This is a genomic window from Aquabacter albus (assembly GCF_040049275.1).
Lineage (GTDB): Bacteria > Pseudomonadota > Alphaproteobacteria > Rhizobiales > Xanthobacteraceae > Aquabacter.
On sequence record NZ_JBDZDT010000004.1, the window covers coordinates 41,607 to 67,425 of the forward strand.

The 25,819-nt window shown below is 66.8% G+C and carries 26 protein-coding genes; 17 read left to right on the forward strand and 9 right to left on the reverse strand.

Features of this window, described 5'->3' with window-relative positions; all coding sequences use genetic code 11:
• Positions 1 to 166 precede the first annotated feature (166 nt).
• Positions 167 to 613, forward strand: coding sequence for a patatin-like phospholipase family protein (locus ABLE91_RS09900; RefSeq protein WP_348930651.1), 447 nt, complete (start codon positions 167 to 169; stop codon positions 611 to 613).
• Positions 610 to 1,137: a hypothetical protein gene (locus ABLE91_RS09905; RefSeq protein WP_348930652.1), complete on the forward strand. Its 528-nt coding sequence runs from the start codon at positions 610 to 612 to the stop codon at positions 1,135 to 1,137. The genes ABLE91_RS09900 and ABLE91_RS09905 overlap by 4 nt, the downstream gene beginning before the upstream one ends.
• 39 nt (positions 1,138 to 1,176) lie before the next feature.
• On the opposite strand, the gene croR is transcribed toward ABLE91_RS09905, so the two are convergent.
• The gene (croR, locus tag ABLE91_RS09910; RefSeq protein ID WP_348930653.1) at positions 1,177 to 1,641 is read right to left on the reverse strand and encodes a 3-hydroxybutyryl-CoA dehydratase; all 465 of its coding nucleotides are present in this window, start codon (positions 1,639 to 1,641) and stop codon (positions 1,177 to 1,179) included.
• Positions 1,642 to 1,858: 217 nt separating this feature from the next.
• On the opposite strand from croR, the gene ABLE91_RS09915 reads away from it, so the two are divergent.
• Positions 1,859 to 2,308 (forward strand): YbjN domain-containing protein, encoded by a 450-nt coding sequence (locus ABLE91_RS09915; RefSeq protein WP_348930654.1) that lies wholly within the window; start codon positions 1,859 to 1,861, stop codon positions 2,306 to 2,308.
• A 108-nt stretch (positions 2,309 to 2,416) separates the two neighbouring features.
• Here ABLE91_RS09915 and ABLE91_RS09920 read toward each other — a convergent pair whose 3' ends face one another.
• From ABLE91_RS09920 to ABLE91_RS09930, 3 genes are all read right to left on the reverse strand, one after another.
• Complete coding sequence (locus ABLE91_RS09920) at positions 2,417 to 3,022, reverse strand: OmpA family protein (RefSeq protein ID WP_348930655.1); 606 nt, start codon at positions 3,020 to 3,022, stop codon at positions 2,417 to 2,419.
• Positions 3,023 to 3,063: 41 nt separating this feature from the next.
• On the reverse strand, positions 3,064 to 3,483 hold the full coding sequence (locus ABLE91_RS09925; protein WP_348930656.1) for a hypothetical protein: 420 nt from the start codon (positions 3,481 to 3,483) through the stop codon (positions 3,064 to 3,066).
• A gap of 208 nt (positions 3,484 to 3,691) precedes the next feature.
• A complete protein-coding gene (locus ABLE91_RS09930; protein ID WP_348930657.1) occupies positions 3,692 to 4,426 on the reverse strand; it encodes a dienelactone hydrolase family protein in 735 nt (244 codons plus the stop codon).
• Between the two features lie 179 nt (positions 4,427 to 4,605).
• On the opposite strand from ABLE91_RS09930, the gene ABLE91_RS09935 reads away from it, so the two are divergent.
• A complete protein-coding gene (locus ABLE91_RS09935) occupies positions 4,606 to 6,591 on the forward strand; it encodes a phospholipase D-like domain-containing protein (RefSeq protein ID WP_348930658.1) in 1,986 nt (661 codons plus the stop codon).
• A gap of 190 nt (positions 6,592 to 6,781) precedes the next feature.
• Here the strand turns inward: ABLE91_RS09935 and ABLE91_RS09940 are convergent, their stop codons facing one another.
• The gene (locus ABLE91_RS09940) at positions 6,782 to 7,276 is read right to left on the reverse strand and encodes a hypothetical protein (RefSeq protein ID WP_348930659.1); all 495 of its coding nucleotides are present in this window, start codon (positions 7,274 to 7,276) and stop codon (positions 6,782 to 6,784) included.
• 57 nt (positions 7,277 to 7,333) lie between these two features.
• On the opposite strand from ABLE91_RS09940, the gene ABLE91_RS09945 reads away from it, so the two are divergent.
• The 10 genes from ABLE91_RS09945 (at position 7,334) to ABLE91_RS09990 (ending at position 20,268) form a co-directional block, all read left to right on the forward strand.
• Entirely contained in the window at positions 7,334 to 8,176 is an 843-nt protein-coding gene (locus tag ABLE91_RS09945) for a hypothetical protein (protein WP_348930660.1), read from the forward strand.
• A 517-nt stretch (positions 8,177 to 8,693) separates the two neighbouring features.
• Positions 8,694 to 9,461, forward strand: a complete 768-nt coding sequence (locus tag ABLE91_RS09950) for a DUF2061 domain-containing protein (protein WP_348930661.1) — start codon at positions 8,694 to 8,696, stop codon at positions 9,459 to 9,461.
• 102 nt (positions 9,462 to 9,563) lie between these two features.
• Positions 9,564 to 9,869 carry a DUF1330 domain-containing protein gene (locus ABLE91_RS09955; protein WP_348930662.1) on the forward strand — a complete coding sequence of 102 codons (306 nt, stop codon included), beginning with the start codon at positions 9,564 to 9,566 and terminating at the stop codon, positions 9,867 to 9,869.
• A 299-nt stretch (positions 9,870 to 10,168) separates the two neighbouring features.
• Complete coding sequence (gene rimP / locus ABLE91_RS09960) at positions 10,169 to 11,113, forward strand: ribosome maturation factor RimP (protein ID WP_348930663.1); 945 nt, start codon at positions 10,169 to 10,171, stop codon at positions 11,111 to 11,113.
• The gene (gene nusA, locus ABLE91_RS09965; protein ID WP_348930664.1) at positions 11,113 to 12,720 is read left to right on the forward strand and encodes a transcription termination factor NusA; all 1,608 of its coding nucleotides are present in this window, start codon (positions 11,113 to 11,115) and stop codon (positions 12,718 to 12,720) included. Before rimP ends, nusA begins: the two co-directional genes overlap by 1 nt.
• A 20-nt stretch (positions 12,721 to 12,740) precedes the next feature.
• Positions 12,741 to 13,481, forward strand: a complete 741-nt coding sequence (locus ABLE91_RS09970) for an RNA-binding protein (RefSeq protein WP_348930665.1) — start codon at positions 12,741 to 12,743, stop codon at positions 13,479 to 13,481.
• A complete protein-coding gene (gene infB, locus ABLE91_RS09975; protein ID WP_348930666.1) occupies positions 13,478 to 16,630 on the forward strand; it encodes a translation initiation factor IF-2 in 3,153 nt (1,050 codons plus the stop codon). The genes ABLE91_RS09970 and infB overlap by 4 nt, the downstream gene beginning before the upstream one ends.
• Before the next feature lie 235 nt (positions 16,631 to 16,865).
• A complete protein-coding gene (gene rbfA / locus ABLE91_RS09980) occupies positions 16,866 to 17,285 on the forward strand; it encodes a 30S ribosome-binding factor RbfA (protein WP_348930667.1) in 420 nt (139 codons plus the stop codon).
• Complete coding sequence (gene truB / locus ABLE91_RS09985; protein ID WP_510181936.1) at positions 17,285 to 18,364, forward strand: tRNA pseudouridine(55) synthase TruB; 1,080 nt, start codon at positions 17,285 to 17,287, stop codon at positions 18,362 to 18,364. The genes rbfA and truB overlap by 1 nt, the downstream gene beginning before the upstream one ends.
• 299 nt (positions 18,365 to 18,663) lie before the next feature.
• Positions 18,664 to 20,268, forward strand: a complete 1,605-nt coding sequence (locus ABLE91_RS09990; RefSeq protein WP_348930669.1) for an ABC transporter substrate-binding protein — start codon at positions 18,664 to 18,666, stop codon at positions 20,266 to 20,268.
• Positions 20,269 to 20,374: 106 nt separating this feature from the next.
• On the opposite strand, the gene ABLE91_RS09995 is transcribed toward ABLE91_RS09990, so the two are convergent.
• Together ABLE91_RS09995 and ABLE91_RS10000 are read right to left on the reverse strand one after the other, a co-directional pair.
• A complete protein-coding gene (locus ABLE91_RS09995; RefSeq protein ID WP_348930670.1) occupies positions 20,375 to 20,569 on the reverse strand; it encodes a twin transmembrane helix small protein in 195 nt (64 codons plus the stop codon).
• 32 nt (positions 20,570 to 20,601) lie between these two features.
• Positions 20,602 to 21,105, reverse strand: a complete 504-nt coding sequence (locus tag ABLE91_RS10000; RefSeq protein ID WP_348930671.1) for a TspO/MBR family protein — start codon at positions 21,103 to 21,105, stop codon at positions 20,602 to 20,604.
• A gap of 106 nt (positions 21,106 to 21,211) precedes the next feature.
• Between ABLE91_RS10000 and ABLE91_RS10005 the strand changes: the two genes are divergently transcribed.
• Positions 21,212 to 22,504 carry an MFS transporter gene (locus ABLE91_RS10005; protein ID WP_348930672.1) on the forward strand — a complete coding sequence of 431 codons (1,293 nt, stop codon included), beginning with the start codon at positions 21,212 to 21,214 and terminating at the stop codon, positions 22,502 to 22,504.
• A gap of 33 nt (positions 22,505 to 22,537) precedes the next feature.
• On the opposite strand, the gene ABLE91_RS10010 is transcribed toward ABLE91_RS10005, so the two are convergent.
• On the reverse strand, positions 22,538 to 23,143 hold the full coding sequence (locus ABLE91_RS10010) for a hypothetical protein (protein ID WP_348930673.1): 606 nt from the start codon (positions 23,141 to 23,143) through the stop codon (positions 22,538 to 22,540).
• 74 nt (positions 23,144 to 23,217) lie between these two features.
• On the opposite strand from ABLE91_RS10010, the gene ABLE91_RS10015 reads away from it, so the two are divergent.
• Together ABLE91_RS10015 and ABLE91_RS10020 are read left to right on the forward strand one after the other, a co-directional pair.
• Positions 23,218 to 23,769 (forward strand): hypothetical protein, encoded by a 552-nt coding sequence (locus ABLE91_RS10015; RefSeq protein WP_348930674.1) that lies wholly within the window; start codon positions 23,218 to 23,220, stop codon positions 23,767 to 23,769.
• Positions 23,770 to 23,771: 2 nt separating this feature from the next.
• A complete protein-coding gene (locus ABLE91_RS10020) occupies positions 23,772 to 24,047 on the forward strand; it encodes a helix-turn-helix domain-containing protein (RefSeq protein WP_348930675.1) in 276 nt (91 codons plus the stop codon).
• On the opposite strand, the gene ABLE91_RS10025 is transcribed toward ABLE91_RS10020, so the two are convergent.
• A complete protein-coding gene (locus ABLE91_RS10025) occupies positions 24,013 to 25,701 on the reverse strand; it encodes an acyl-CoA dehydrogenase family protein (protein WP_348930676.1) in 1,689 nt (562 codons plus the stop codon). The two genes, ABLE91_RS10020 and ABLE91_RS10025, sit on opposite strands and share 35 nt — an antisense overlap.
• Positions 25,702 to 25,819 lie beyond the last annotated feature (118 nt).

Genomic DNA, 25,819 nt, shown 5'->3' on the forward strand with positions numbered 1-25,819 from the left:
CTTCCTTCCAGCTAGGTTGCCGCTCATCGGGGACGAGGAGCCTGCACCGATGATACCCAGCCGTCGTGATTTCCTGAGCATAACCGCGGGCTTATCGGCAGCATCCGCGCTGGCCGCCCCGGCTGGTGCGCAAACGTCTAGCTCCGCCCCTTCCGCCGTCGATGCGATGGCGGCGTCGATTTCAGACAGCCTATTTTCCGGCGACGGGCTCGCCCGGCCGGTGCCGGCCACGCCCACCGTCTCCAGCCTCGCCGCCGGGCTGGATCGCACTTTGGTGCTGGGCGGCGGCGGCGAATATTACGTCGCCTGGTATTGCGGCTTCTTCCACGGCCTTCTCGAACTGGGGGTCGATCCGAACAAAGCGGACATGGTGGTTGGAACGTCGGCCGGCGCCTATCTGGGCTCGTCGCTGACCTCGGGGCACTTTCAGCGGCTGCGCAGCGAGTTCAACTTCTTCGGCTATTTCCCGGCCTGTTCGCCAAGCTGGCGCCGGTCTCCAGCGCAAATGCCAGCCAGAAGCGGGCGCAGGAGATCAATTTCCGCGTCAAGGACGGCAGCCCCGAGTCCATCCGGGCCATCGGCCATGCGGCGCTGGCGGCCGACAACCGGGTGAACGGCAACGGCGTCGATCGCCTCGCATGGCTGCTGACCGGCGACAGCCGCACCGACTGGCCGGTGGCGAAAATGTTCACCACCGCAAACGACTGCTACACCGGCGAGCGGCTGGTGGTCTCGCAGGCTCTGGCGCGGAAGAACGCCATCCCATTGGCGCACGCGGCAGCGGCGAGCTCGTCCCTGCCCGGCGTCATCGGCCCGACGCTGCTCGGCCAGCGCTTCTGCATGGATGGCGGCATTTCCAGCACATGGGCCCATACGGACGTTGTCGCAGGCTCCAAGAGGGCCCTCGTCATCACCCTGACCAATGGCTACGAAGGCAGCCTGCTGAGCGGCATTCCCCACGACATCTACAAAGAGATTGCCACCCTGGAAGCCACCGGCACGAAGGCCATGCTCATCATTGCCGGCACGCCGCCGGGCGTGAACCTCCTCGACCCGAAGCAGATCGAGCCGGCGCTGCGGGCGGGCTATGAGAGGGCAAAGACCGAGGCTCCCAAGATCCAGCAGTTCTGGGGCTGACGACGCCGTCTCAAAGCCGCCGGGCGGTCGGCTCCGGCCTTAGCCTGCAGCCCTCACCGGCGGGTGCGCGGTTTCCTCGCGGGTCGGCACCTTGATCCAGGCTTCCCCGTCCAGCACCACCTCGCCTGCCACCGAGCAGGTGCAGGCGAGACGGGCGCGGCGGCGCTCCGCAATGAGCTCCGCCACTTCCACGCGCACCACCACCTCGTCGCCGATCTTCACCGGCGCGCGGAAATTCAGGGTCTGGGAGATGTAGATGGCGCCGGGTCCGGGCAGGCGCGTTCCCAGCACGGCGGAGATCAGGCTCGCCGTGTATAGGCCATGGGCGATGCGGTGGCCGAACGGCGTCTTCGCGGCGAAATGCTCGGACAGATGGATGGGATTGCGGTCGCCCGTCACTTCGGCAAAGCCCACCACGTCGGAAGAGGCGATGGTCTTGCGCAGCTCCTCGGCGAGGCCGACCGTGAGATCCTCGAAATAGAGGACGCGAAGTTCGGGCAGCATGAGTGCACTCCATGGTCGGCCGCTGAGACAGGCATAAACCGGGGAAGGCGGTTTGGTTTCAAGCCCGGCGAAGGGCTTAATTTACGTCAGGAAAACAGCCCTATCCGCTCCGGTTTACACCCTTCCTGACCACTTGTAGGTTGCGCCGCGCCAGCCGCAGAGCACGGCGCCCGCGGGGGGCGGCCTCACCGGCCGGGAAGGCGTCAGGAGACTTGGGATGACGGAACTGGTCAAGCGGGTGACGATCGAGGACATCGCCGCCGTTTTGAAGGACAAGGGATTTCGCGCCGAGAAGATCGAATGGGTCGGCGGCCGCGAGGCGCTGCGCAGCGCTTCGGGCGGCGTCGGCTTCAACGTGGTGTTCGGCAATGGCGCGGACGGCGCCTATCACGACTTCACGTATTTCGCGAGCTTCCGCCTGGAAGGTCTGCCGGTGGAGGAGATCTGCGGCAACTGGAACCGGGCCCGGCGCTTCGCGCGCCTCCACTCCCGTGATGGCCTCCTCAACATAGAGATGGATGTCACCCTCGGAACCGGCGTCGACAAGGACTATGTGACGGTGACGCTGGAGCTGTGGAACCAGCTTCTCAACGAACTGCTCGGCCTGCTGCGCGAGGAGGCGGTGAAGACCGCGGGCGCCAGCGAGCCCAGCTCGACCATGAACTGACGCTGGCTGCTGTATGGCCGGACCGGGTCCGGCCATCTCAGGCAAAAGATGGGAAACCCCCGGGCCAGGCCCGGGGAGGACGCCCGATAAGGGCGTGCGATGGCGCGATCAGCGCACCGGAGCCGGCGTCGGGCCGACCCGGCCGACGGTGAAGATCTGCACCCGGCGGTTGATGGCCGAGGTGGGGTTCTTCGGGTCCAGCAGCACTTCTTCGCCGAGGCCCACCGCTTCGAGGCGGTTCGGGCTCACGTTGAATGTCGTTTCCAGGGCGTTCACCACGGCGTCCGCACGGGCCTGGCTGAGCTTCAGGTTGATGGCGCGGGTGCCGGTCACGTCCGTATTGCCCGTCACGATGAACTTGTAGCCGTGCAGGACCGGGTTGTGCAGCGCGTCCGCGATGGAGCCCAGCGTGCCATAGGACGAGGGATCGATGATCGCCGAGTTCAGGCGGAACTGGATCTGCACGTTGATCTGCGGCAGCGAATCAAGGTGGAGCGCCAGCGACGGGCGGGTCAGCGCCTCGCCCGGATACTGCGCCATGTGCTGCTGCACGAGGTTGCGCATCTGCTGGGCGGTGATGACCGGCGCGCTGTCCGTGAGGCCCTGGAGGCCCTGGAGGATCTGCGCGTTGTTGAGAGCGGTCTGGGCCAGCACGGGGGTGCCGGCGAGCGCGAGCGAAGCCGCCAGCGCGAAGCGGATCAGAGGCGACGGCATGTCGGTCGTCCTTCCTTTAGCGTTTCGGATGTGGCGGGAGATCACCGGTAGCCGGCGTCGGTGATGGCCTGATTGCAGGCGGCGCTCACCACGTTGGTTGCCTGAAGCAGGCAGGACAGAAGGTTGCCGTCCTGGGGGATCATGCCCGGGCAGAGGCGGGCGGCATCGGTGCCGCAGACCTGCACGATGGCGTCCTGCGCCGCATCGCGCTTGGCGATGGAGGCGGTGGCCATGGCATAGTCGCTCTGGCACTGCGCGCTGACCTGCGAGATCTTCGCGTCCATGCACGCCTTGAGCGCGCCGCCGCCGAGATTGACGGTCGGGCAGAGCTTGGTGATGTCCTTGCCGCAGCTCTTCGCCAAAAGGGCGCCGGCCTGGCCGTAGCTGATGGTCTGTGCACCGGCCGCCGCGGCCGAGCCTGCGAGCAGCGCAGCCGCCAGCAGAATTCGAATGCCCTTCATGATGTCCTCCCAACCCCAACGGAGAACCAGACGCTTACCAGACGGCGCCACGTCGTTAAAGCTTCGTCGGCGCGGAAAAGGTGTTTAGCCGAAAAGTTTCATGGCGTTGGGTTAAGGCCAGGACGGCGTTGCGGCAGGCCGCAGGGGAAACGCCGCCTTGATCTTGACCGGGGGCAAGCTTCGCCGTCCCGGTCCGGGACGACCCGCTTTACAGCGTCTCGTCGAACAGCGTCAGCAGGCGCGTCCAGTGCCGCTCGGCGCCGGCCGGGTCGTAGACGCGGTGGTCGGACACCGCCCAGCCATGGCCCATGCCCACGTAATTCTCCAGGGTGTGGTCCACCTCCGCCTCCCGCAGCGCCAAGGCGAGGCGGGCGGACTGCTCAGGCGGGAAGGAGCCATCGACCCCGGCGCTGCCCGCATAGACCCGCGCCTTGATGGTGGCGGCATGCAGATGGGGGCTGTCGGGCGCATCGGAGGCGAGGTTGCCGCCATGGAAGCTCGCGGCCGCCGCGATGCGCTCGGGATAGGCCGCCGCCGCGATGAGGGCGCGCGCGCCGCCCATGCAATAGCCCACCGTGCCGATCTTGCCCGCCGCTCCGGCCTCGGTGAGCGCGGCGATGAAGCCCGCGCCGTCGCGCTCGGTCAGCGCCTGCTTGGTCTCGGCCATGATGCCGCGCAGTCGCTTGCCGGTCTCCTCGTCGGCGAAGGCGGTCTTCGCATCGAACGTGCCGTAGTCGCCGACGCGGTAATAGAGGTCCGGCACCAGCACGAAATAGCCGTTGTCCGCCAGCCGCTTGGCCATGTCGTAGAGGGCCGGGCGCGGGCCGAAGGCGTCCATGTAGAGGATCACCCCGGGATGGGCGGCGCGCGGCTGGGCCGGGCTCGCGAGGGCCGCCGGGCAGGTTCCGTCCTGGGTGGGAAGGGTGATGTGCTGGAGCGGCATGGGGATCCCCGATCAGGTCGCGTATTCGCTGGCCGCGTTTGTGCCAGCAGCGCGGTGACGTCCGCAAGACCGGATGCGCCGGGCGAAAAGCAAATGCGCAGTAGGTCAGGAGTGCTGCGCCATGCGTCACATCAGGTTCACGGGCCTTACCCACCCTCTCGTGAGGTGGAGATGGAAGCATGCCTGAAATCGTCCGCGCCCGCGCCTTCGCGAACAATGAAGTCGCCTATCTCGCCTGGGATATCGACGGCGAGAAAATCCCCGGCTGCCTCGGCTTCCACATCGTCCGGGAATATCTCGACGATGCGGACACCATCACCGAGGAGCGCGCGCTCGCCGCCTATGTGGCCTTCAAGGGCCAGCGCAATCCCGACTGGTATCCGCAGAATACCGGCGTGTGGCCCATCCAGAAATTCAACTGGCGCGACCTCACCCTGAGGCGCCGGCGCAACGAGGCCAAGCTCCGTCCCGCCAATGAGCGGGTGCGCTACCGCATCCGCGCCGTGGGCAAGCTGAAGGACGGGATGGAGCCCGTCTTGGTGGCTGAAGAGACGCATTTCGACAAGGTGGCCAAGAAGACGGTCCCCAACACCTATGAGGGCAAGCCCCTGCCGCTGGGCTATCTCACCGCGCCGGCCTTCACCAACATCATCGAGGTCACAGCCAACCGCCCGCCGTTCGTCTCCACCTTCACCAACGGCATCCTCTCCACCCAGTTCCTGGTGCGGGTGCTGAACGAGGACGGGAAGGTGGAGGACAATGAACTCGTCAACCATCTGAAGACGCCCAAGGACTGGCTGCGCAACTATCTCGCCGCCGACGTCATCCCCCTCATGCACGATTTCTTCGCCCAGCCGGGCGGCCGCTTCCATGCGGCGCTCTACGAGCTGGAGGACGAGGAGCTGATCGACCTCCTGAAGGCGCATGCGGCCCGGCTCGACCTCATCCTCTCCGACGCCGGCAGCAGCGAGAAGAAGGTCGCCGGCAAGACCGTGACCACCTACGACGCCCGCAACGCCCCCGCCCGCAAGACGCTGCACGCGCTGGCGAAGACGACGCCGGGCTTCGAGATGCAGGACCGCATGTTCTCGGGCTCGGGCCATATCGGCCACAACAAGTTCGTGGTCCATGTGGACGATGCCGGCAAGGCGCGCTCGGTGCTCACCGGCTCCACCAACTGGACCTGGTCCGGGCTCGCCGGCCAGAGCAACAATTGCATCCGCATCGACGACGAGGCGGCCGCCGAAGCCTTCCTCGCCTATTGGCACCGGCTGAAGGCGGACAAGCAGAAGGTGCCCAAGACCGGCGCGAAGGCCACCGGTGCCAACCAGGGCAATGCCCTGAAGGAGGCGAACCGCGCCCCCGTGGAGGCCACGCTCGGCAATGGCGTGAGCCTGGAGGCGTGGTTCTCCCCCAACATGCCCGGCAAGGCTCAGCCGCCCTCCAAGACCGCCAAGACGCCGGCCGCCCCGCCGCCGGACATGGACCGGCTGTTCTCGCTCATGCGCAAGGCAGAGCGGGCCATCTTCTTCTGCGTCTTCCTGCCCTCGCGCGGCGGGCTCAATTCCATCGTGGCGGAGGCGATCAATCTGGGGCTGAAGGACACCTCTCTGGAGGTGATCGGCGCCATTTCCGACGCGCAGGCCATGTGGGGCTACGAGGCCGCCAAGGAGACCGCGGACGGAAAGAAGGTCCCCGCCTGGGCGCCCCGCACCTTCCAGCAGGACAACATCTCCGTGGTGCGCGCCACCGCGCTCACCGACAGGAACATCGTGGGCGAATTGGGGGATTTCGCGCTGAAGGAGGTGCTTACCACGGGCACGGCCATCATCCACGACAAGGTGCTGGTGATCGACCCGCACGACCGGGAGAAGTGCGTGGTGGCCTTCGGCAGCCACAACATGGGCTACAAGGCTTCCTACTCCAACGACGAGAACCTCGTCATCGTCCGCGGCCACCAGGCCCTCGCCCAGGCCTATGCGGTGCACGTGCTTGATGTCTACGACCATTACCGCTTCCGCGCGGTGGAGGCCGAGGTGTCGGCGGAGAAGGGCAAGCCCAAGACTGGTGCTGCGAGCGCGCGGTGGGATGGGTTTTTGTCGAAGTCGGATGGCTGGCAAGAGAAGGCGGGGCGGCGGATGTCGCGGTATTTTGCGGGGGAGTGACGGGTGAGGGGTGGTGGTGGTCGGTGATGGAATTGATTTGAATTTCCATCCCGGCCCTTTGCCTTAGCGGCACAGCCTTGCCCATCTCGGGTGTTGCCTGCATCCTTACTAGCCATACCGGCGTAACTCGTTGGCGATAGCAAACTAGGCGGACTAACGCGTTCGACGGCTCGACCGAGGCACAAAAACGTCAGATAGGATCAAGGATTCCCCGAGTATAGGAGAGCTGTTCAAGAATAAAATTGGCCCGCTTCATGTAGCGCTCGAATCGCCAATTGGGGAAGTACTCTGCACCAACGAAATCGTCGCTCTCAAGAAATTTGGAATGCCAAACCACTGTCGCTGCACCATTGGCGTCAACAAACCAGGTCCCATGCCCAATGAGGTTACGCTCGTCTGCGAGTTCATTTGCGAGATCCCAGATCTTTGCTTCTACGATCTCGGAATTTTGTGGTGGCTTAAAGAATTTTCGCAGCGCCATGAGACCATCTTTGGCGTTGATACGTGCTATCTTCTTTTTAGCCTTCAGGTCAGCATTGTTGATTGACCAGAGGATCTCGATAAGCATGTTCTCGATACGGGAAAAGATGGTAATCGCTTCGGCGATTTTAATCTTCAGACCATCGGGAAGGTCGAAGCTTACGGGAAGTCGTACCATCTCATTTTCTGTGAATTCGATCGGCATTAATGGCCTCTCCTTCAAAGAAATCTCGCAGTCGCATTGAATCAGAGGTTTGAACCAATGGCAGATACATTACCAACAGAAATGATTAACACATTCTATGACCTTACGCGGGTTGAATATGAAAGCTTAGATAAGCAATTGAGAAGGCAGATTCAAGTTATTGAGCGGCAGGCAGCGGCAGCTGGATTAATTTCATCGGGTAATACAATATTTCTCGCTTGCGAGGCTGGAGCAAATTCGCTTTCCGTTCGATCTCGCATGGCATGGAGCCTTCTATTTAAGGCGATGAAGGCATACGGCATAGAAATCAATCGAGCGACAGGTCCAGTCTTCCTATCAGAGCTCGGCACACAGGCGACGAATTCATCGATCACCGTCCAGGCGATCATCGAGAGCTGCGCCGTCTTCCGATCCGGGCTCCCGAACAATGCAAAGCAAGCCGGAATGGACATCATCCAGCAGGCGCTTCACCATGAGGTCGCACGGATGAAAGCCGAGGTCCAACTCCTTGTCGCGGCGTCGGAAAACATGAAACCCCTGACACCCCAATCACGCATCGAGATCAACGGCGACGGCAATGTCGTCGTTACAGGCGATGGAAATCAAATCAACGCCGGGACAAGCATCGACAGCAAGGCCGCCGCGGCTCTTGCGGATGCACTGAAGACAACACTCGACCATCTGACCGTACTACCCGTCGAGACGCCGATCAATTCCGCCGAGATCAAGGAACTTGTCGAGGATGCGCTCGCCGAGGTCAAAAAATCTAAACCGAACAAGGTCAAGGCTGTGAGCGCGATCAAGGGCATCGCCGAGACGATTAAGTTCGTTCCAGACCTGAAAGCAGCATACGATATCATCAAGCCCGCCGCAGCTATGGCTGGCATCTACTTGCCTTAATTAAGTCGCTCTAGCGACCAGAGCCGACGCATTGGATTGCTAAGTTTCGACTCAGCGCGCGCTCACCGTCCAAACCGGAGCGAATGAACGGCCGGGCTCTATCCGAAGCAGAACAACCCACGACCCAAACGCCCACCACTCTTGCATCCCCGCATTCCCGCTCTATTAGCGCCGTCCCTCAAAGGGGATACCTCAGAGCCATCGCTGTTGAGGTGATGAGAGTAGGGCACGCCCGGAATCCGCTCCTTTCCGCTTACGCGATCCCATCCCTGCTACGGGCGCCGGGAACGAGCTGAGATTGCCTTGCGAGCATCGACGCCTAAGGCCTGCGCGGCGCGCCGCTTCCCGGTCATCCTGCCTAGCGCAAGCGGCCATAAATCGTGCCGTCCCATCAAGATCCCGGTGTATACGTGCTTGAGGGCTCCGCGCCCGCATTATCGCAGTCATCAAACCGCGTGAGATTTGTGCGAGAGCGTGAAATGCGCCGTCGAGAGGCACGACAGACCGGAGTGCGGTGATGATCGCTACAGCAAGAACCTTGTTCGGCCTGGGCGCGTCACGGGGCGCTGTGACCACCGCCGTCGCCATCGTCGCCGGCGCGGCGCTGGTCGAGGTGGCGCTTATCCCCGCGCTCGCCATCGGCGCCGCCGCCGTGCTGGCGCCGGGGCTCGCGCGGGCGGTGACCGGGCCAGGATCGAACAAGAAGCGCGCGGCCGCAGCGCCCGCAAGTTCCGAAGAGGGTTCGAGGCCGCCGGCCTCCGGCGTGAAGCTGCCGTCCTATCTGTCGGCCATGGGCCGCGTGCGCCCGAGCCGCGCCTTGATGAAGACCGTCACCTTCCGCGTTGTCGTCACGACGCTCGACTTCAGCACCAATTATCTCGCGCTGGGCACATTGACGACCGCAGCCGGGCTTTCGGCCTTCACCCTCGTCACCGGCCCGGTCTTCTATTTCCTGCACGAAACAGGCTGGACCTATTTCGGCGACCGGGCGCGGGCTCCGGGCGGCGCCGGCGATCGGGTCATCCTCCTCGGCCGTCCCGTGAACACGACCCTCGCCAAGACAATCACCTACCGCACGGTGGCAACACTTGCGGAGTTCAGCGCAAGTTACGTCATCGTGCAGGATCTCGGGACAGCGCTGCTCCTGACATCGTTCGGCTTCGTGCTCGGGCCGTTCGTCTATTATTTTCACGAGCGTGCGTGGGACACATTCGGCAGCGCCGGGACTCCGCTCGCGCCGGCAACAGCGCCGCTCGCCCTCCCCCATCCCGCCGCTGCGATCTGACAAGCCGGGGCGGACGTCGTATCCTCGGCGTCCTCTTCCGCAGCGCCTCCTCCTTGCGGCTGCGGGTGAGAGATCGGAACGATCGCCAGGGGAGACGCTGACATGACCAAGGCTTACTGGGTGGCGATGGGCGAGGTTACCGACCCCGAAGGCTACAAGGCCTATGTCGCGGAGAATGCGAACGCCTTTCGGAAGTATCAGGCAAGATTTCTGGTGAGAGGCGGACAGTCGCAGACCGCCGAGGGCCGCGCCAGATCACGGACGGTGGTCATCGAATTCCCGTCCTACGCCGCTGCGGTCGAGTGCTACCACTCTCCGGAATACAAGAAGGCGATGGCGCTTCGCGTGGGAAAGGCGGATTTGGACATCGTGATCGTCGAGGGTTACGAGGGGCCTCAGCCGACATAGCCCCCGCGCCTCACCCCTATCGGGCGTCGCCTGATCGGCCGCGGCATCCTCCGAACGCCTCCACCCTTGCGTCCCGGCCCAATCCCGCTATATTAGCGCCGTCCCTCAAAGGGGATACCTCAGAGCCATCGCAGTCGAAGGTGATGAGAGTGGGGCCCGCCCGGGACCCGCTCCTTTTCCGCTTACGCGGCCCTTGCCCCTGCGGTTGCCGCGCCCTCACTTGGCGCGACATGGGGTTCTAAACGAGCTTCAAAAAGGCGCCCGGTCCAATCCCGCGCCCCATTCAGTCCCGGAGGGACATGAGCGATCCGTTCGACGCCCAGGCAAAGGGCACCAAGGCCAAGAAGGCCAAGGGCAGCAAGGAAGCGGGCCTGCCGGCCCCGCAGGTCGTGGTCCAGACATTGGACAGCGATCCCAACGAGCCCCGTCTCATCACCGAGACCGGGGTGTCGGCCCGCGTTGCCGCGATCGCCGAGCCCGTTCTGGCGGATCTCGGATATCGTCTGGTGCGCGTGAAGGTGTCCAGCCGCGACGGCGGCACCGTGCAGATCATGGCCGAGCGGCCGGACGGCTCCATGTCCATCGACGATTGCGAGGCCGCGTCCCGCGCCCTTTCGCCGGTGCTCGACGTGGAGGACCCGGTCTCGGGTGCCTATCGCCTGGAATTGTCCTCTCCCGGCATCGACCGGCCGCTGGTGCGCTTCACCGATTTCCTGCGCTGGGCCGGGTATGAATTGAAGGTGGAGATGGCGGTGCCCCTGGATGGGCGCAAGCGTTTCCGGGGCGTGCTCATCGGCGCCGAGGGCGCGGATGCGCTGCTGAAGCGCCTCGATGCGCCCGCTGGCGAGGAGCCCGTGGTGGCGCTGCCGGTCGGCGATATCGGCGAGGCGAAACTGGTGCTCACCGACGCCCTCATCACCGAGGCGCTGCGCCGGGCGAAAGCCGCGCTGCGCGGCCTTGAGGATGCGGACGACGACCTCGAAGACGAGGACGGCGCGGAAGACGACAAGACGGCACGCGACGCGGCCAATGCGGAGCGCGCCGGCAAGAAGAAAGCGGCCGAGAAGACGCAGGCCAAGGCCGACAGGGCCGCCCGCAAGGCAGCGAAGGCCGAGAAGATGGCGGCACCCGCCAAGGGCGCGGGCGGAAAATTCCGCCGCTCCGCCAGTGAAGAAGCTGATCTCGAAACCACGAACGTCGCCACCCGCGCTGCGCGGGCGGGCAAAGCGAAGGAGACGCACTGATGGTTGCCGTCAGCGCAAACCGGCTGGAACTGCTGCAGATCGCCGATGCGGTCGCGCGGGAGAAGACCATCGACCGCAGCATCGTCATCGCTGCCATGGAGGATGCCATCGCCAAGGCCGCGCGCTCGCGCTACGGCCAGGAGACGGACATCCACGCGGAGATCAACCCGCGCACCGGCGAGCTGAGGCTGGCCCGCCACCTGCTGGTGGTGGACGAGGTGGACAATTTCGCCACCGAGATCAATCTGGACGGCGCCCGGCGCCACAATCCGGCGGCGCAGGTGGGCGACATCATCGCCGACACCCTGCCCCCCTTCGATTTCGGCCGCATCGCCGCGCAGAGCGCCAAGCAGGTGATCGTGCAGAAGGTGCGCGAGGCCGAGCGCGACCGTCAGTATGACGAGTACAAGGACCGGATCGGCGAGATCATCAACGGCGCGGTCAAGCGCGTGGAATACGGCAACGTGGTGGTCGATCTCGGCCGCGGCGAAGCCATCCTGCGCCGCGACGAGCTGCTGCCCCGCGAGACCGTGAAGGTCGGCGACCGCATCCGCGCCTATATCTACGACGTGCGCCGCGAGCCCCGCGGCCCGCAGATCTTCCTGTCGCGCACCCATCCCCAGTTCATGGCGAAGCTCTTCCTCCAGGAAGTGCCTGAGATCTACGACGGCATCGTCGAGATCAAGGCGGTCGCCCGCGACCCCGGCTCGCGCGCCAAGATCGCGGTCATCTCCCGGGATTCCTCGGTGGACCCGGTGGGCGCCTGCGTCGGCATGCGCGGCTCGCGCGTGCAGGCGGTGGTGAACGAGCTGCAGGGCGAGAAGATCGACATCATCCCCTGGAACCCCGACATCGCCACCTTCATCGTCAACGCGCTCGCCCCGGCCGAAGTGGTCAAGGTGGTGCTCGACGAGGACCGCGAGCGCATCGAGGTTGTGGTGCCCGACGCGCAGCTGTCGCTGGCCATCGGCCGCCGCGGCCAGAATGTGCGCCTTGCCTCCCAGCTCACCGGCTGGGACATCGACATCATGACCGAGCAGGAGGAGAGCGAGCGGCGCCAGAAGGAATTCGCCGAGCGCACCAAGATGTTCGCCGAGGCCCTCGATCTCGACGAGATGATGGGCCAGCTCCTCACCTCCGAAGGCTTCGCGTCGGTGGAGGAAATCGCCTACGTGCCGCTGAACGAGCTCGCCACCATCGAGGGCTTCGATGAGGACACCGCGGCCGAACTCCAGGCCCGCGCCCTCAAGCACCTCGCGGACGTGGAAGAGGCCCTGGACAACGAGCGCAAGGAGCTCGGCGTCGAGGACGCGCTGAAGGACGTGCCCGGCGTCACCTCCAAGATGCTGGTGGCGTTCGGCAAGAACGACATCAAGAGCGTCGAGGACCTCGCCGGCTGCGCCACGGACGATCTCATCGGCTGGACCGAGCGTAAGGACGGCGAGACGGTGCGCTATCCCGGCGCGCTGGACGGGTTTGAGATCGACCGCGACACGGCCGAGCAGCTCGTGATGCAGGCGCGTGTTGTCGCCGGCTGGATTTCGGAGGGCGACCTCGCCGCGGCGGAAGCCGGCGACGAGGACGAGCCTTCCGAAGACCAGACCTGAGAGCTGGGAGATGACCCGGCGTGCTGACAGAGCTGAACGAGGACGAGACCGATGGGGGGCCGCGCGGGCTGACGTCCGTGCGTGCGCCGCTGGCGCGTCTGTGCCTCGCGACGCGCGAGGTGACGCCGGTCTCCGAAATGATCCGCTACGTGGTGGCGCCCGACGGGGCCATCGTTCCGGATCTCGCCCGTAACCTTCCGGGCCGCGGCGCCTGGGTCACCGCCACCCGGGCGGCGCTCGACACCGCGCTGAAGCGCCGGGCCTTCGGCCGCGCCTTCCGCGGCAAGGGCGCGCCCAAGGACGACCTTCCCGATCTCGTGGAGGCACGGCTCTTCGCCGATGCCCGCGCGGCCCTGTCCCTCGTCAACAAAGCGGGGCAGCTGGTCACCGGCAACGCCAAGGTTGAATCGGCCCTTGCTTCTGAAAATGTGGCGGTGCTGCTGCACGCCGCCGATGCGCGCCCCGACGGGGTGCGCAAGCTCGACGGGGCCGCCCGTCGCGCTTATGCCGCCCGCCACCCCGATAGCCCCGTGGGGGAAGAGAGCGTGGTGGCGGTCATCGACTGTTTCTCGGGCGTTGAATTGGACTTGGCGCTCGGGCGGTCAAATGTGGTACACGCTGCGCTGCTCGCGCATCCGACGACCGCGGGATTGCTCGCGCGCTGCCGAAAGCTCGAGCGTTGGAGGACGGGAACGTCAGCCAGCGCGCACGATCGGCTATGCCAGCGCCCCGAACGGATGCCAGGAACGGATACGGAATGAACGACACTAAGACCCCCGGCGACAAGACGCTTCATCCCACCCCCGGCAAGACGCTCACCCTGAAGCGCCCGGTGGAGCAGGGAACGGTTCGCCAGAGCTTCAGCCATGGCCGCTCCAAGGCCGTGGTGGTGGAGAAGGTGAAGCGGCGTGTGTTCGCGCCGGGCGAGGCTGCGCCTGCGAGCGCGCCGGCTGCTCCTGTTGCTGCGCCCCCGCGCCCCGCGGCGCCCGCCGCCGCGCCGGTCGCGCCCCGTCCGGCTGCGCCGGCGCCAGCGCCCGCCCCCGTCGAGGCCAAGGCGCCTCCGGCGGAGCCGGCCCCCGCGCCCGCCCCCCAGCCGGCTCCTGTGGCCGCCCCTGCCCCCGCGCCTGCGCCCGCCCCGGTCGAGGCCAAGGCCCCGGAAGCTCCCGCAACGCCGCCTCCGCCGGCCGCGCCGGTTGAAGCGCCTGCGCCTGCGCCCGAGCCTGCTCCCGTGGAAGCGAAGGCACCTGCTCCGGCAGCTCCTGCCCCCACCCCGGCCCCGAGCCGTGCCGCCGAGAGCCGCCCGTCTGCGTCCTCCGCGCCGGCCCGCTCCGGCGCCTCCTCATCCCAGGCTCCCGGCCGCTCCGGCGCCCCGCAGCGTGCCGGCGGCTCCTCGTCCGCGCCGCAGCGCGGCGGCGCCTCCGGCGGCCAGCGTTCCGGCCAGGAGCGCGGGTCCGACCGGGGCCAGGACCGGGGCCAGGACCGTCGCGGTGGTGGCGGTGCCGCCCCCGGCCGTCCCGGCGCCAACCGGCCTTCGGGCTCGGGCGTGGTGCTGCGCACCCTCACCGAGGAAGAGCGCGTCGCCCGCGCCAGCGCGCTGGCCGATGCCCGCGTCCGCGAAGTTGAAGAGCGGCGCATGGCGGAAGAGCGCCGCGTCGCCGAGGAGGAGGCCCGTCGCCGTGCGGAGCGCGAGCGTGCCGAGCGTGCCGAGCGCGAGGCCGCCGAGGCCCGCAAGCGCGAGGAAGAGAGCCGCCGCGCCCACGACGACGAGAGCAAGCGCAAGGCCGAGCAGGAAGCCCGCAAGCGCTTCGGCGGCGAGGAGCAGGCCGGCGCCGCCCGTGCCACCACGAGCACGACCCCCGGCACCGCCGCGCCGCGCCCCCTCACCCCCCGTCCCGCCGGCGCGACCGCCGCTGCTGAGACCGAGGAGGAGGAGCGCCGTGGCGCCCTTCGCCGGAGCCCCGGCGCCGTGCGTCCCGTTGCCCCCGTCAAGCTCCCCAAGGCTCCCGGCGCCGCCGAGAAGAGCCGTGGCCGCCTGACGCTGGCCAACGCGCTTTCGAGCGATGACGAGCGCCAGCGTTCGCTCGCCTCGTTCCGGCGCCGCACCCAGCGCATGACCGGGCATCGGGTGCAGGAGACCAAGGAGAAGGTCCTCCGCGAGGTGATCCTGCCCGAGACCATCACCATCCAGGAACTCGCCAACCGCATGTCGGAGCGGGGCGTGGACGTGATCCGCCTGCTGATGAAGCAGGGCCAAATGCTCAAGATCACCGACGTGATCGACGCGGACACCGCGCAGATCATCGCCGAGGAGTTCGGCCACACGGTACGCCGCGTGTCGGAATCCGACGTGGAAGAAGGCCTGTTCGATACCGCCGACGCGCCGGAATCGCTCCAGCCGCGTCCCGCTGTCGTGACCATCATGGGCCATGTCGACCACGGCAAGACCTCGCTGCTGGATGCCATCCGCAAGACCGCCGTGGTCTCCGGCGAAGCCGGCGGCATCACCCAGCACATCGGCGCCTATCAGGTGACGTCGCCCTCGGGCAGCAAGATCACCTTCATCGACACCCCCGGCCACGCCGCCTTCACCGCCATGCGCGCCCGCGGGGCCAAGGTGACGGACATCGTGGTGCTGGTGGTGGCGGCCGATGACGGCGTGATGCCCCAGACGGCGGAAGCCATCGCCCACGCCAAGGCGGCGGGCGTGCCGATCATCGTGGCCATCAACAAGATCGACAAGCCCGACGCCAAGGCCGAGCGGGTGCGCAGCGAGCTGCTCCAGTACGAGATCCAGGTGGAGAGCCTGGGCGGCGAGACCCTGGAAGTGGAGGTCTCCGCCACCAAGCAGATCAACCTCGACAAGCTTCTGGAGGCGATCGCGCTCCAGTCCGAGCTGCTCGACCTCACCGCCGACCCGACCCGTCCCGCGGAAGGAACGGTGGTGGAGGCCAAGCTCGACCGTGGACGCGGCCCCGTGGCCACCGTCCTGGTCCAGCGTGGCACGCTGAAGATCGGCGAGATCGTCGTGGCGGGTGCCGAATGGGGCCGCGTGCGCGCCCTCATCAACGACACCGGCGCGAATGTGGACGAAGCCGGCCCCTCGGTCCCGGTGGAAGTGCTCGGCTTCAACGGCACCCCGGAGGCGGGCGACCGCCTCGCGGTGGTGGAGAACGAAGCCCGCGCCCGCGAGATCACGGACTACCGCCAGCGCCAGAAGCGCGAGAAGGCGGCGGCCCGTTCCGCCACCATGCGCGGTTCGCTCGAGCAGATGATGAGCCAGGTCCGGGCAACCGGCCGGAAGGAATTCCCGCTCATCATCAAGGGCGACGTGTCGGGTTCGGTGGAAGCGATCATCGGCGCGCTGGAGAAGGTCGGCAACGACGAAGTCCAGGCCCGGATCATCCATTCCGGCGCCGGCGGCATCAATGAGAGCGACGTGACGCTGGCGGAAACGTCGGGCGCCGCGATCATCGCCTTCAACGTGCGCGCCAACAAGGAAGCCCGCGATGCCGCCGCTCAGGCCGGCATCGAGATCCGCTACTACAACATCATCTACGACCTGGTGGACGACGTGAAGAAGGCCATGAGCGGCCTCCTCGCCCCCATCAATCGCGAGACGATGCTGGGCAACGCCCTCATCCTGGAGATCTTCGCAGTCTCCAAGGTGGGCAAGGTTGCCGGTTGCCGCGTGACCGACGGCACGGTGGAGCGCGGCCAGCATGTCCGCCTCATCCGCGCCGACGTGGTGATCCACGAAGGCAAGCTCGCGACCCTGAACCGCTTCAAGGATGCGGTGAACACGGTGGTTGCGGGCCAGGAATGCGGCATGTCCTTCGAGAACTACCAGGATATGCGCGCCGGCGACGTGATCGAATGCTACCGCGTCGAGGTGGTGCAGCGTTCGCTGTGACCTTGTTCCCTCTCCCCTTGCGGGAGAGGGTGCCGAGCGAAACGAGGCGGGTGAGGGGTCTGGCGCGATAGCGCCATATCCCGCGATGTCGCATCAGCGGCGGCGCCCCCTCACCCCAACCCCTCTCCCGCGAGGGCAAAGGGGCTTTTGATCATTTCAGGGGCCGGCGGTCCAAGTCCGCCGGGCTTCTCACATGGAGAGGCGGCGCATGGGCGTCGCCTGAAGGTTCAGGACAATGAAGCCACAGAACAAGACGGGCGCTGGCCCGAGCCAGCGCATGCTGCGCGTGGGCGAGTTGGTGCGCCATGCGCTGGCCGACGTGCTCTCGCGCGGCGACCACATCATCGACCCCGTGCTCTCCGGCCACATCATCACGGTGCCGGAAGTGCGCATGTCGCCCGATCTGAAGATCGCCACCTGCTACGTGATGCCGTTGGGCGGCAAGGATGTCGTCCCGGTCATCAAGGCCCTCGCCGCCAATGTGAAGATCCTGCGGAGCGAGATCGCCCGGCGCGTGGAGCTGAAGTCGGTGCCGGACCTGCGGTTCCGGGAAGACACCTCGTTCGAGGAAGCCCGGCACATCGATGCGCTGCTGCGCTCGCCGGAAGTGGCGCGCGACCTCGACCACGACGAAGAGAAGAAGACGGACGAATGATGCGCACCGAAGACGAGGTCCGCCAGGAACAGGCCCCCGCCGCCGAGGCCCCCCGCCCGGAACGCCGGGACGAGCGCCAGGACGAGCGACGCGGGCGTGGCGAGGGACGCGGCGACCGCAATCGCGAGCAGCGCCCCCGCGCGCCCAAGCGCGACGTGGACGGCTGGGTTCTGCTGGACAAGCCCTCCGGCATGACCTCCACGCAAGCTGTGGCGGTGGTGAAGCGCCTGTTCGCGGCCAAGAAGGCCGGCCATGCCGGCACCCTCGATCCGCTGGCCTCCGGCTGCCTGCCCATCGCGCTGGGCGAGGCGACGAAGACCGTGCCGTATGTGATGGACGGCCGGAAGACCTACCGCTTCGCCGTGCGCTTCGGCATCGAGATGGACACGGACGATGCCGAGGGCCGCCCGGTGGTGGAGAGCGACGTGCGCCCCACGGACGAGGAGATCCGCGCGGCGCTCGGCGCCTTCCGCGGCGAGATCCTCCAGGTGCCGCCGGCCTATTCCGCTTTGAAGATCGACGGCAACCGCGCCTACGACCTCGCCCGCGAAGGCGAGGTGGTGGAGCTGGAGGCGCGCCCCGTGGTGATCCACCGGCTTGAGCTCGTGGAGCGGCCAGATGCGGATCATGCCGTTCTGGAGGCCCAGTGCGGCAAGGGCACCTATGTGCGCGCCATCGCCCGCGACCTCGGCCGCATGCTCGGCACGCGCGGCCATGTCTCCATGCTGCGGCGCGCCTCGGTGGGGCCGTTCCTGGAGGAGGACCTCGTCACCGTCGAGGAGCTCGCCGCGCGCGCTGAGGCAGGCGATGTGGAGCTGTTCGAGGCGCTGGAAGGCGTGGACGTGGCGCTGGAGGAGCTGATCGGCATCTCCGTGACCCCGGCCGACGCCCACCGCATGCGCTGCGGCCAAAGCGTGATCCTGCGCGGGCGCGACGCACCCATCGTCGACGGCCATGTGTCGGTGAGCTGCCAGGGCTCGCTCATCGCCATCGGCGATGCCACCGGGGGCGAGGTGCGCCCGCACCGCGTCTTCAACTGGGCGCGCTCGGCGCCGCGGCCGCTCAAGCGGAGTGCGTGAGGTCCTTGCTCCGCCTTGTCCTGGCCGACTGCAACGCAGCGAAGCGCAGTGGAAGGAGAGCCGGGACCCAGCGCAGAAGACCGCCGCAGGCGCTTCAATGAGCCTTCGCTGCCGCGCAGCGGAGGCGTGCTTTCGCGCTGGGTCTCGGATCTGCGCTCCGGCTGCGCCGTCGCTTGTCCGGGACAAGCGAGCCGCCCCATACGTATACAAAAGTGTGATGCCGCTCCCCTGAGCACATACGGCACACGGCATACAATTTGCGAAGCAGGTTCCTTTCCGTCAGGAGGGAAGGACGCGGGATGCCTCGCAAATTATCGTTTATCGCCTCGGCCGTATTCGGCCTCGCCATAGCTGCAAGCGCTGCAACGGCTCGCGCGGAGAATGTGGTCCGCTACGGCATCTCCATGGCCGACATCCCGCTGACCACGGGGCAGCCCGATCGCGGGGCAGGTGCCTATCAATTCACCGGCTATACCCTCTACGATCCCCTGGTTGCCTGGGAAATGAACGTGGCGGACCGGCCGGGCAAGCTGGTGCCGGGCCTCGCCTCGGAATGGAAGGTGGACCCCGCCGACCCGAAGAAGTGGATCTTCACCCTGCGTCCCGGCGTGAAGTTCCATGACGGCAGCGCCTTCAACGCCGATGCGGTGATCTGGAACCTGGACAAGGTGCTGGACGACAAGGCGCCCCAGTTCGACAAGCGCCAGTCCGCGCAGGTGAAGACCCGCCTGCCCTCCGTCGCGTCCTACCGCAAGGTGGACGACATGACGGTAGAAATCACCACCAAGGATGTGGATTCGTTCTTCCCCTACCAGATGCTCTGGTTCCTGGTCTCCTCTCCGGCCCAGTACGAGAAGGTTGGCAAGGACTGGGACAAGTTCGCCTCCAACCCCTCCGGCACCGGCCCCTTCAAGCTGGACAAGCTGGTGCCCCGCGAGCGCCTGGAGCTGGTGCGCAATGCGGACTATTGGGACAAGGCCCGCCTCCCCAAGGCCGACCGGATGATCCTGGTGCCCATTCCCGAGGCACTCACCCGCACCAACGCGCTGCTCGCCGGACAGGTGGACCTGATCGAGACCCCGGCGCCCGACGCCGTGCCCCAGCTCAAGAGCGCGGGCATGAAGATCGTCGAGAACGTGACGCCCCACGTGTGGAACTACCACCTCTCGGTGCTGCCCGGCTCGCCCTGGACCGACGTGAAGCTGCGCAAGGCGCTCAACCTCGCCGTGGACCGCGACAGCATCGTCGCCCTCATGAACGGCCTCGCCAAGCCCGCCAAGGGTCAGGTGGATCCGCAGAGCCCCTGGTTCGGCAAGCCCACCTTCGACCTGAAATATGACCCCGAGGCCGCCGCCAAGCTGGTGAAGGAGGCGGGCTATTCCAAGGAGAAGCCGGTCAAGGCCACCTTCATCATCGCCCAGGGCGGCACGGGCCAGATGCTCTCGCTGCCCATGAACGAGTTCATTCAGGCCTCCTTCAAGGAGATCGGGGTGGATGTGGACTTCAAGGTGGTGGAGTTGGAGACCCTCTACACCCACTGGCGCAAGGGGGCGAAGGACCCCATCAATGAAGGCATCACGGCGAACAACATCGCCTATGTCACCTCCGACCCGCTCTACGCCATCATCCGCTTCTTCGACAGTCGGCAGGTGGCGCCGGTGGGCGTGAACTGGGGCTGGTACTCCAATCCCAAGGTGGATGCGCTCATCGATGAGGCCAAGAAGACCTTCGACGTGACGAAGCAGGACCAGTTGATGGCGCAGGTGCACCAGACCGTGGTGGACGATGCGGTCCTGGTCTGGGTGGTGCACGATACCAATCCCCACGCCCTCTCGCCGAAGGTGAAGGACTTCGTGCAGGCCCAGCACTGGTTCCAGGACCTGACGACCATCGGAATGCGGTGAGGAAAGGCCGCCTCCGGGCAGCATCATGGCCGGGCTCGTCCCGGCCATTTTCCTTAGCTCCAGATGCCCGGGCCGAGCCCGGGCATGATGCCTAAGCGAGTTGAGCCTACCGGCCCATGGCGTAGATGGTGATCATCACCAGGACGATGGCCAGGAACTGGAACAGCACGCGGAGCTGCATCAGCTTCTGCGACCGCTGCGGCGTACCGCCGGAGGCGAGATTGACGAGCCCGAGCACCAGCACGCCGGCAACGGCCGCGAGCGCGATGGGGATGAGGAGGTAAATGGTCCAGGACAGCATGAGGCGCACCTTCGTCCCGCTTCGCGCCGCCGTCAATTCAGGACCGCGATAGCCCCGTTCAGCGTCGCCGCGTAGCAGACCCACGGCAGATACGGCAGAAGCAGCCAGCCCGCGACATCGTCCGCCCGGAAGGCCGCGCGCATGGCTGCGATGAGCGCCGCGAGCAGCGCCAGGATGATGGCGAGCGCGAGCCAGGGCGCATGCAGGCCGAAGAAGACCGGCGACCAGACGGCGTTGAAGGCAAGCTGCACCAGGAACAGGCCGATGGCCTCGCGCCGGGCCGGGCCGTCCGGCGCGCGGTCCCACAGCCGCCAGAGCGAAATCCCCATGAGCGTGTAGAGCGCGGTCCAGACGATGGGAAAGACGGTGTTCGGCGGCGTCCAGGCGGGCTTGGCAAGGCCGGCATACCAGGTGGGGATGGAGGGATAGGTGGCCAGCGCGCCCAGCCCGCTCACCGCAGCCATCAGCAAGAGGCACAGGACGAGCCGGACGAGGCAGGCGGCAAGCCCGATGCGAGGCGTCGAGAGTACACCCATGGCGCCATTTCCTTTCGTGACGCATCCCTTTCGCGCAATGAAGCTATGCGCGCAGAGGGGTGAAATTCCCTTGAACTTGCGTCGTTCCACGCGCAAAGGGACGCCCATGACTGACATGCCCCTGAGAACCGTCCCCCGTCTCAGCCGCGAAGACATGCGCACGCTAGGCCTCTCCGCCCTCGGCGGCGCGCTGGAATTCTACGATTTCATTATCTTCGTCTATTTCGTCGTGGTGCTGGGCAACCTCTTCTTCCCGCCCGGCATTCCCGACTGGCTGGTGCAGCTCCAAGCGTTCGGCATCTTCGCGGCGGGCTATCTCGCGCGGCCGCTGGGCGGCATCGTGCTCGCGCATTTCGGCGACAAGCTCGGCCGCAAGCGCATGTTCACCCTCTCCATCTTCCTGATGGCGATCTCCACCTTCGGCATTGCCTGCCTGCCCACCTTCCAGACCATCGGCCACGCCGCGCCCATCCTGCTGCTCGCCATGCGGGTGCTCCAGGGCGCGGCCATTGGCGGGGAAGTGCCCGGCGCCTGGGTGTTCGTGTCCGAGCATGTGCCGGCAAAGCGCGTGGGCCTCGCCTGCGGCATCCTCACGGCGGGGCTCACCGCCGGCATCCTTCTGGGCTCGCTGGTGGCCACCGCCATCAACCGCAGCTTCAGCCCGCAGGACATCCATGACTATGCCTGGCGCATTCCCTTCCTCTTGGGCGGCGTGTTCGGCTTCTGCGCCGTCTATCTGCGCTCATGGCTGGCGGAAACGCCCGTGTTCCAGCAGATGAAGGCGCGCAAGGCGCTGGCCGAGGGCCTTCCCGTGGGCGTGGTCCTCCGCCGGCACGGGCGGACGGTGCTCATCTCCATGCTGCTCACCTGGCTGCTGTCCGGCGCCATCGTCGTGGTCATCCTCATGACCCCGACCCTGCTGCAGACCCGCTACGGCATCCCCGCCCCCACCGCGCTCACCGCCAACAGCTTCGCCACCTTCTTCCTCACTGCCGGCTGCATCATCACCGGCTGGTTGTGCGACCGGTTCGGCGCGGGGCGGGTGCTGGGCCTCGGTTCGGCCGCGCTCGGGGCGGCGTGCCTTGCGCTCTATTACACGGTGGGCGCCCGGCCGGACCTGCTGCTGCCGCTCTATTCGCTGGCCGGCCTCACTGTGGGCATCATTTCGGCGGTGCCCTTCATCATGGTTCGGGCCTTCCCGCCCTCCGTGGCCTTTTCCGGCGTCTCCTTCTCCTACAATGTCGCCTATGCGGTGTTCGGCGGCCTCACCCCGCTCGCCGTGACTTTGGCGCTCCAGATCGATCCCTTCGCCCACGCCCATTACATCCTCGCCTTGTGCGTGCTGGGCTCGGTGATCGGCAGCCTGCAGATCGTGAAGGAGCGGCAGGCGCGTCCCTGATTATGCTGCACCGCAGCAATCGCGGGAGGCCCATCAGGAACAGGGCTGAAGCGGCTCGGCCGTCATCCGCCCGTCGGGGGATTTGAGGCTGCGCAAATCCACATCGCGCAGGAGGGGGATGAAGTCCCCGCCTTGCGCGATCTTCAGATAGGTGGTCACCGGCAACGGGCCGTCCGGCACCGGGCCGCGCACGCAGCCTTTCATAGAGACCGAGAGCGAGCCGCGCGGCCGGCGCCCGCCGGCCTGATCCTCCGCACGCGCCGTCTCGATCTCCGCCCGGATCGCCTCCAGCCGCGGAAGGTCGGCGGGCGGTATGCGGAACACCGCCACCGCCATTCCCTTCTCCGCAACGAGGGAGGCGGCATCCTCCGGCGCCTTCACCTCCTCCAGGGTGATGGCCTCCATGCGCCGGCCGTCCTCCTCTCCCTCCCGCCAATAGGCCAGCGCCAGCCCCGCACCGCCGGGGACGGGAGCGATGCCGGACGGCATCCGCACCGCGGCGCGAAGCGCGGCGAGGTCCGCGCGCATGGGATCGAAGCTGCTCAGCCGGGCCATGCTGGCCAGCGGCATGTGGGAACAAGCGGACACCAGAAGGGCCGTGCCGAGCGCAAAACCGCGCAGCGAGGGAAACGTCCGCATGATGTTTGCTCCGAGGACTTGATTTTTTATCGAATTACGATAAATTTTAGCTGTGTCAAGTTCAGGGAGCCGTCATGTCTGGCTTTGTCCGAAATCCCCGCCTGGATCGCCTCGCCCGCCTGGGCCGGCTGTTCGCCCACCTCACGACCCTTCTGCTGGTGCTCCTCGTGGCGGGCGAGCTGGGCATCTGGCTGCGGGAGGACTGGGTGCGCGCCGCCGTGCTCCCGCGCATCGGCCTGCCGGGTACGGCCACCCTCGGCCCGTGGGTGCAGACCCTGGGCCTGCTGCTCACGGCGGTGCCGCTGCTCGCGCTCGCCTACGGCCTGCTCCAGGTGCGCCGCATCTTCCAGGACTTCGCCACCGGCCGCATGATCACGCCCACCCTCGCGCGCCGGCTTGAGCTGTTCGGCGGGACGGTTCTCGCGCAGGCCTTCCTCAGCCCCCTCGCCGGGGCCGCCTTGAGCGTGGTGGTGACGGCGGGAAACCCTTCGGGCCAGCGCATGCTCGCGCTGAGCATCGGCAGCCAGGACATGCTGTGCGCGCTGTTTGGCGTCCTGTTGATCGGTGTGGGCCTCGTGATGCACGAAGCGGCCCGCATCGCCGAAGACCATGCCGGCTTCGTCTGAGCATGCCCATCATCGTCACGCTGGATGTGATGCTCGCCCGGCGCAAGATGCGCTCGCGCGAGCTGGCGGAACGCATCGGCATCACCGAACAGAATGTCTCGCTCCTGAAATCCGGCAAGGTGCGCGGCATCCGCTTCGACACGCTGGCGCGCATCTGCGCCACGCTCGACTGTCAGCCGGGCGACATCTTGGAATATGTGCCGGGGGAGGAGGAGGAGGAGGACGAGGCGGAGCCGGCCCCCCTCAGTTCCCGCCCTCCAGGAGGCGCCGGGCGATGACCTGGGCCTGGATCTCGGCGGCGCCCTCGAAGATGTTGAGGATGCGGGCATCGCAGAGCAGCCGCGAGACGGGGTACTCCAGCGCGAAGCCGTTGCCGCCGTGGATCTGCAGCGCATTGTCCGCCGCCGCCCAGGCGACCCGGGCGCCCAGAAGCTTGGACATGCCCGCTTCCAGGTCCGTGCGCCGGCCCTCGTCCTTGGCTCTAGCGGCGAAATAGGTGATCTGGCGGGCGATGGCGATCTCCACCGCCATCATCACGATCTTGTCGGCGACGCGCGGGAAGGCGATCAGCGGCTTGCCGAACTGGATACGCTCCTCCGCATAGCGCAGCCCCGTCTCCATGGCCGACTGCGCCACCCCCACGGCGCGCGCCGCGGTCTGGATGCGCGCCGCCTCGAACGTGTTCATGAGCTGCTTGAAACCCTGCCCCTCCACCCCGCCGAGGAGCTGGTCGGCCGGCACCTCGAAGCCGTCGAAGCCGATCTCGAACTCCTTCATGCCGCGATAGCCCAGAACCTCGATCTCGCCCCCCGTCATGCCCTTGGCGGGGAACGGGTCCGCGTCCGTGCCGCGCGGCTTCTCCGCCAGCAGCATGGAGAGGCCCTTATAGCCGGGCTCGGCCGGATTGGTGCGCACCAGCAGCGTCATCAGATCGGCGCGGACAGGGTGCGTGATCCAGGTCTTGTTGCCGAAGACCTTGTAGACCTCCCCCTCCTTCACCGCGCGGGTGCGCAGGGAGGCGAGGTCGGAGCCGGTATTGGGCTCGGTGAACACGGCCGTGGGCAGGATCTCGCCCGAGGCGATCTTCGGGAGATACTTGTCCTTCTGTGCGTCGGTGCCGCCGCCGAGGATCAGCTCCGCCGCGATCTCCGAGCGGGTGCCCAGCGAGCCCACGCCGATATAGCCGCGCGACAGCTCCTCGGTGACGAGGCACATGGCCTCCTTGGGCAGACCGAGGCCGCCATATTCCTCGGGGATGGTGAGGCCGAACACGCCGAGATCGGCGAGGCCCTGGATCACCTCCATGGGGATATAGGCGTTCTCCAGGTGCCACTCATGGGCGTGGGGGGCCACCTCCGCCTCCACGAAGCGGCGCATCTCGGTGCGCATGGCCTCCATGGTCTCGTCGAGGCCGGCATCGCCGATGGTGGTCGGCCCGGTCTCGCGGATGATGGCGGCGAGCGCGGCGCGGGCGGCAGAGGTGTTGCCGCCGCACAGGAGGCCGGCGATGGCCGCGTCCGCGCGCAGCTCGGCGACGAGGTCCGGGGCGACGAACAGGTCTTCGAGGCGCACCACCTCGCCCTGGCTCATGGAGATGCCGCCGAGGATCTGGGCGACATATTCGCCGATGCCGATCTGCACCAGCAGCTTCTCGGTCTCACCGAACTTGCCCATCTCGGTGAGCCGGTCAGCGTAATGGACCAGCTCGCGCACGCCGAAGACGTAGGTTGCGAGCCAGGCGAGGCCGTGGGTGGCGCGCTGCTCCTCATCGAGCAGCTTGGTGGAGAGCCTGCCGCCCTCGCTCACCCGCGCCCGCACGGCGGAGGTGGCCTCCGCCAGCAGCTTCTCCAGAAGGCCGCTCGCGGTGCGGCCAAGGGCGACGGCGTCGATGTTTCCTTCCTCGACGCTGCGGAGCGCGGCGCTGCTCGACATGACGGTGAACCCTCTGGTTGTGCGGTGCGGAATTTTTCCAATCCTTATCCCGCACGCGCGTCCGCGCAACGCCTGAATCGCGCCCGCCCCGTCAAAGGTGCGCTGCGGCATGTTTCAT

Excerpts from the sequence above, each read along its gene's own strand:
- ABLE91_RS09900 (WP_348930651.1), top strand. The coding sequence starts at position 167 with ATGGCGGCGTCGATTTCAGACAGCCTATTTTCCGGCGACGGGCTCGCC.
- croR (WP_348930653.1), bottom strand. The coding sequence starts at position 1,641 with ATGCTGCCCGAACTTCGCGTCCTCTATTTCGAGGATCTCACGGTCGGC.
- ABLE91_RS09915 (WP_348930654.1), top strand. The coding sequence starts at position 1,859 with ATGACGGAACTGGTCAAGCGGGTGACGATCGAGGACATCGCCGCCGTT.
- ABLE91_RS09920 (WP_348930655.1), bottom strand. The coding sequence starts at position 3,022 with ATGCCGTCGCCTCTGATCCGCTTCGCGCTGGCGGCTTCGCTCGCGCTC.
- ABLE91_RS09925 (WP_348930656.1), bottom strand. The coding sequence starts at position 3,483 with ATGAAGGGCATTCGAATTCTGCTGGCGGCTGCGCTGCTCGCAGGCTCG.
- ABLE91_RS09930 (WP_348930657.1), bottom strand. The coding sequence starts at position 4,426 with ATGCCGCTCCAGCACATCACCCTTCCCACCCAGGACGGAACCTGCCCG.
- ABLE91_RS09935 (WP_348930658.1), top strand. The coding sequence starts at position 4,606 with ATGCCTGAAATCGTCCGCGCCCGCGCCTTCGCGAACAATGAAGTCGCC.
- ABLE91_RS09940 (WP_348930659.1), bottom strand. The coding sequence starts at position 7,276 with ATGCCGATCGAATTCACAGAAAATGAGATGGTACGACTTCCCGTAAGC.
- ABLE91_RS09945 (WP_348930660.1), top strand. The coding sequence starts at position 7,334 with ATGGCAGATACATTACCAACAGAAATGATTAACACATTCTATGACCTT.
- ABLE91_RS09950 (WP_348930661.1), top strand. The coding sequence starts at position 8,694 with ATGATCGCTACAGCAAGAACCTTGTTCGGCCTGGGCGCGTCACGGGGC.
- ABLE91_RS09955 (WP_348930662.1), top strand. The coding sequence starts at position 9,564 with ATGACCAAGGCTTACTGGGTGGCGATGGGCGAGGTTACCGACCCCGAA.
- rimP (WP_348930663.1), top strand. The coding sequence starts at position 10,169 with ATGAGCGATCCGTTCGACGCCCAGGCAAAGGGCACCAAGGCCAAGAAG.
- nusA (WP_348930664.1), top strand. The coding sequence starts at position 11,113 with ATGGTTGCCGTCAGCGCAAACCGGCTGGAACTGCTGCAGATCGCCGAT.
- infB (WP_348930666.1), top strand. The coding sequence starts at position 13,478 with ATGAACGACACTAAGACCCCCGGCGACAAGACGCTTCATCCCACCCCC.
- rbfA (WP_348930667.1), top strand. The coding sequence starts at position 16,866 with ATGAAGCCACAGAACAAGACGGGCGCTGGCCCGAGCCAGCGCATGCTG.
- truB (WP_510181936.1), top strand. The coding sequence starts at position 17,285 with ATGCGCACCGAAGACGAGGTCCGCCAGGAACAGGCCCCCGCCGCCGAG.
- ABLE91_RS09990 (WP_348930669.1), top strand. The coding sequence starts at position 18,664 with ATGCCTCGCAAATTATCGTTTATCGCCTCGGCCGTATTCGGCCTCGCC.
- ABLE91_RS09995 (WP_348930670.1), bottom strand. The coding sequence starts at position 20,569 with ATGCTGTCCTGGACCATTTACCTCCTCATCCCCATCGCGCTCGCGGCC.
- ABLE91_RS10000 (WP_348930671.1), bottom strand. The coding sequence starts at position 21,105 with ATGGGTGTACTCTCGACGCCTCGCATCGGGCTTGCCGCCTGCCTCGTC.
- ABLE91_RS10005 (WP_348930672.1), top strand. The coding sequence starts at position 21,212 with ATGACTGACATGCCCCTGAGAACCGTCCCCCGTCTCAGCCGCGAAGAC.
- ABLE91_RS10010 (WP_348930673.1), bottom strand. The coding sequence starts at position 23,143 with ATGCGGACGTTTCCCTCGCTGCGCGGTTTTGCGCTCGGCACGGCCCTT.
- ABLE91_RS10015 (WP_348930674.1), top strand. The coding sequence starts at position 23,218 with ATGTCTGGCTTTGTCCGAAATCCCCGCCTGGATCGCCTCGCCCGCCTG.
- ABLE91_RS10020 (WP_348930675.1), top strand. The coding sequence starts at position 23,772 with ATGCCCATCATCGTCACGCTGGATGTGATGCTCGCCCGGCGCAAGATG.
- ABLE91_RS10025 (WP_348930676.1), bottom strand. The coding sequence starts at position 25,701 with ATGTCGAGCAGCGCCGCGCTCCGCAGCGTCGAGGAAGGAAACATCGAC.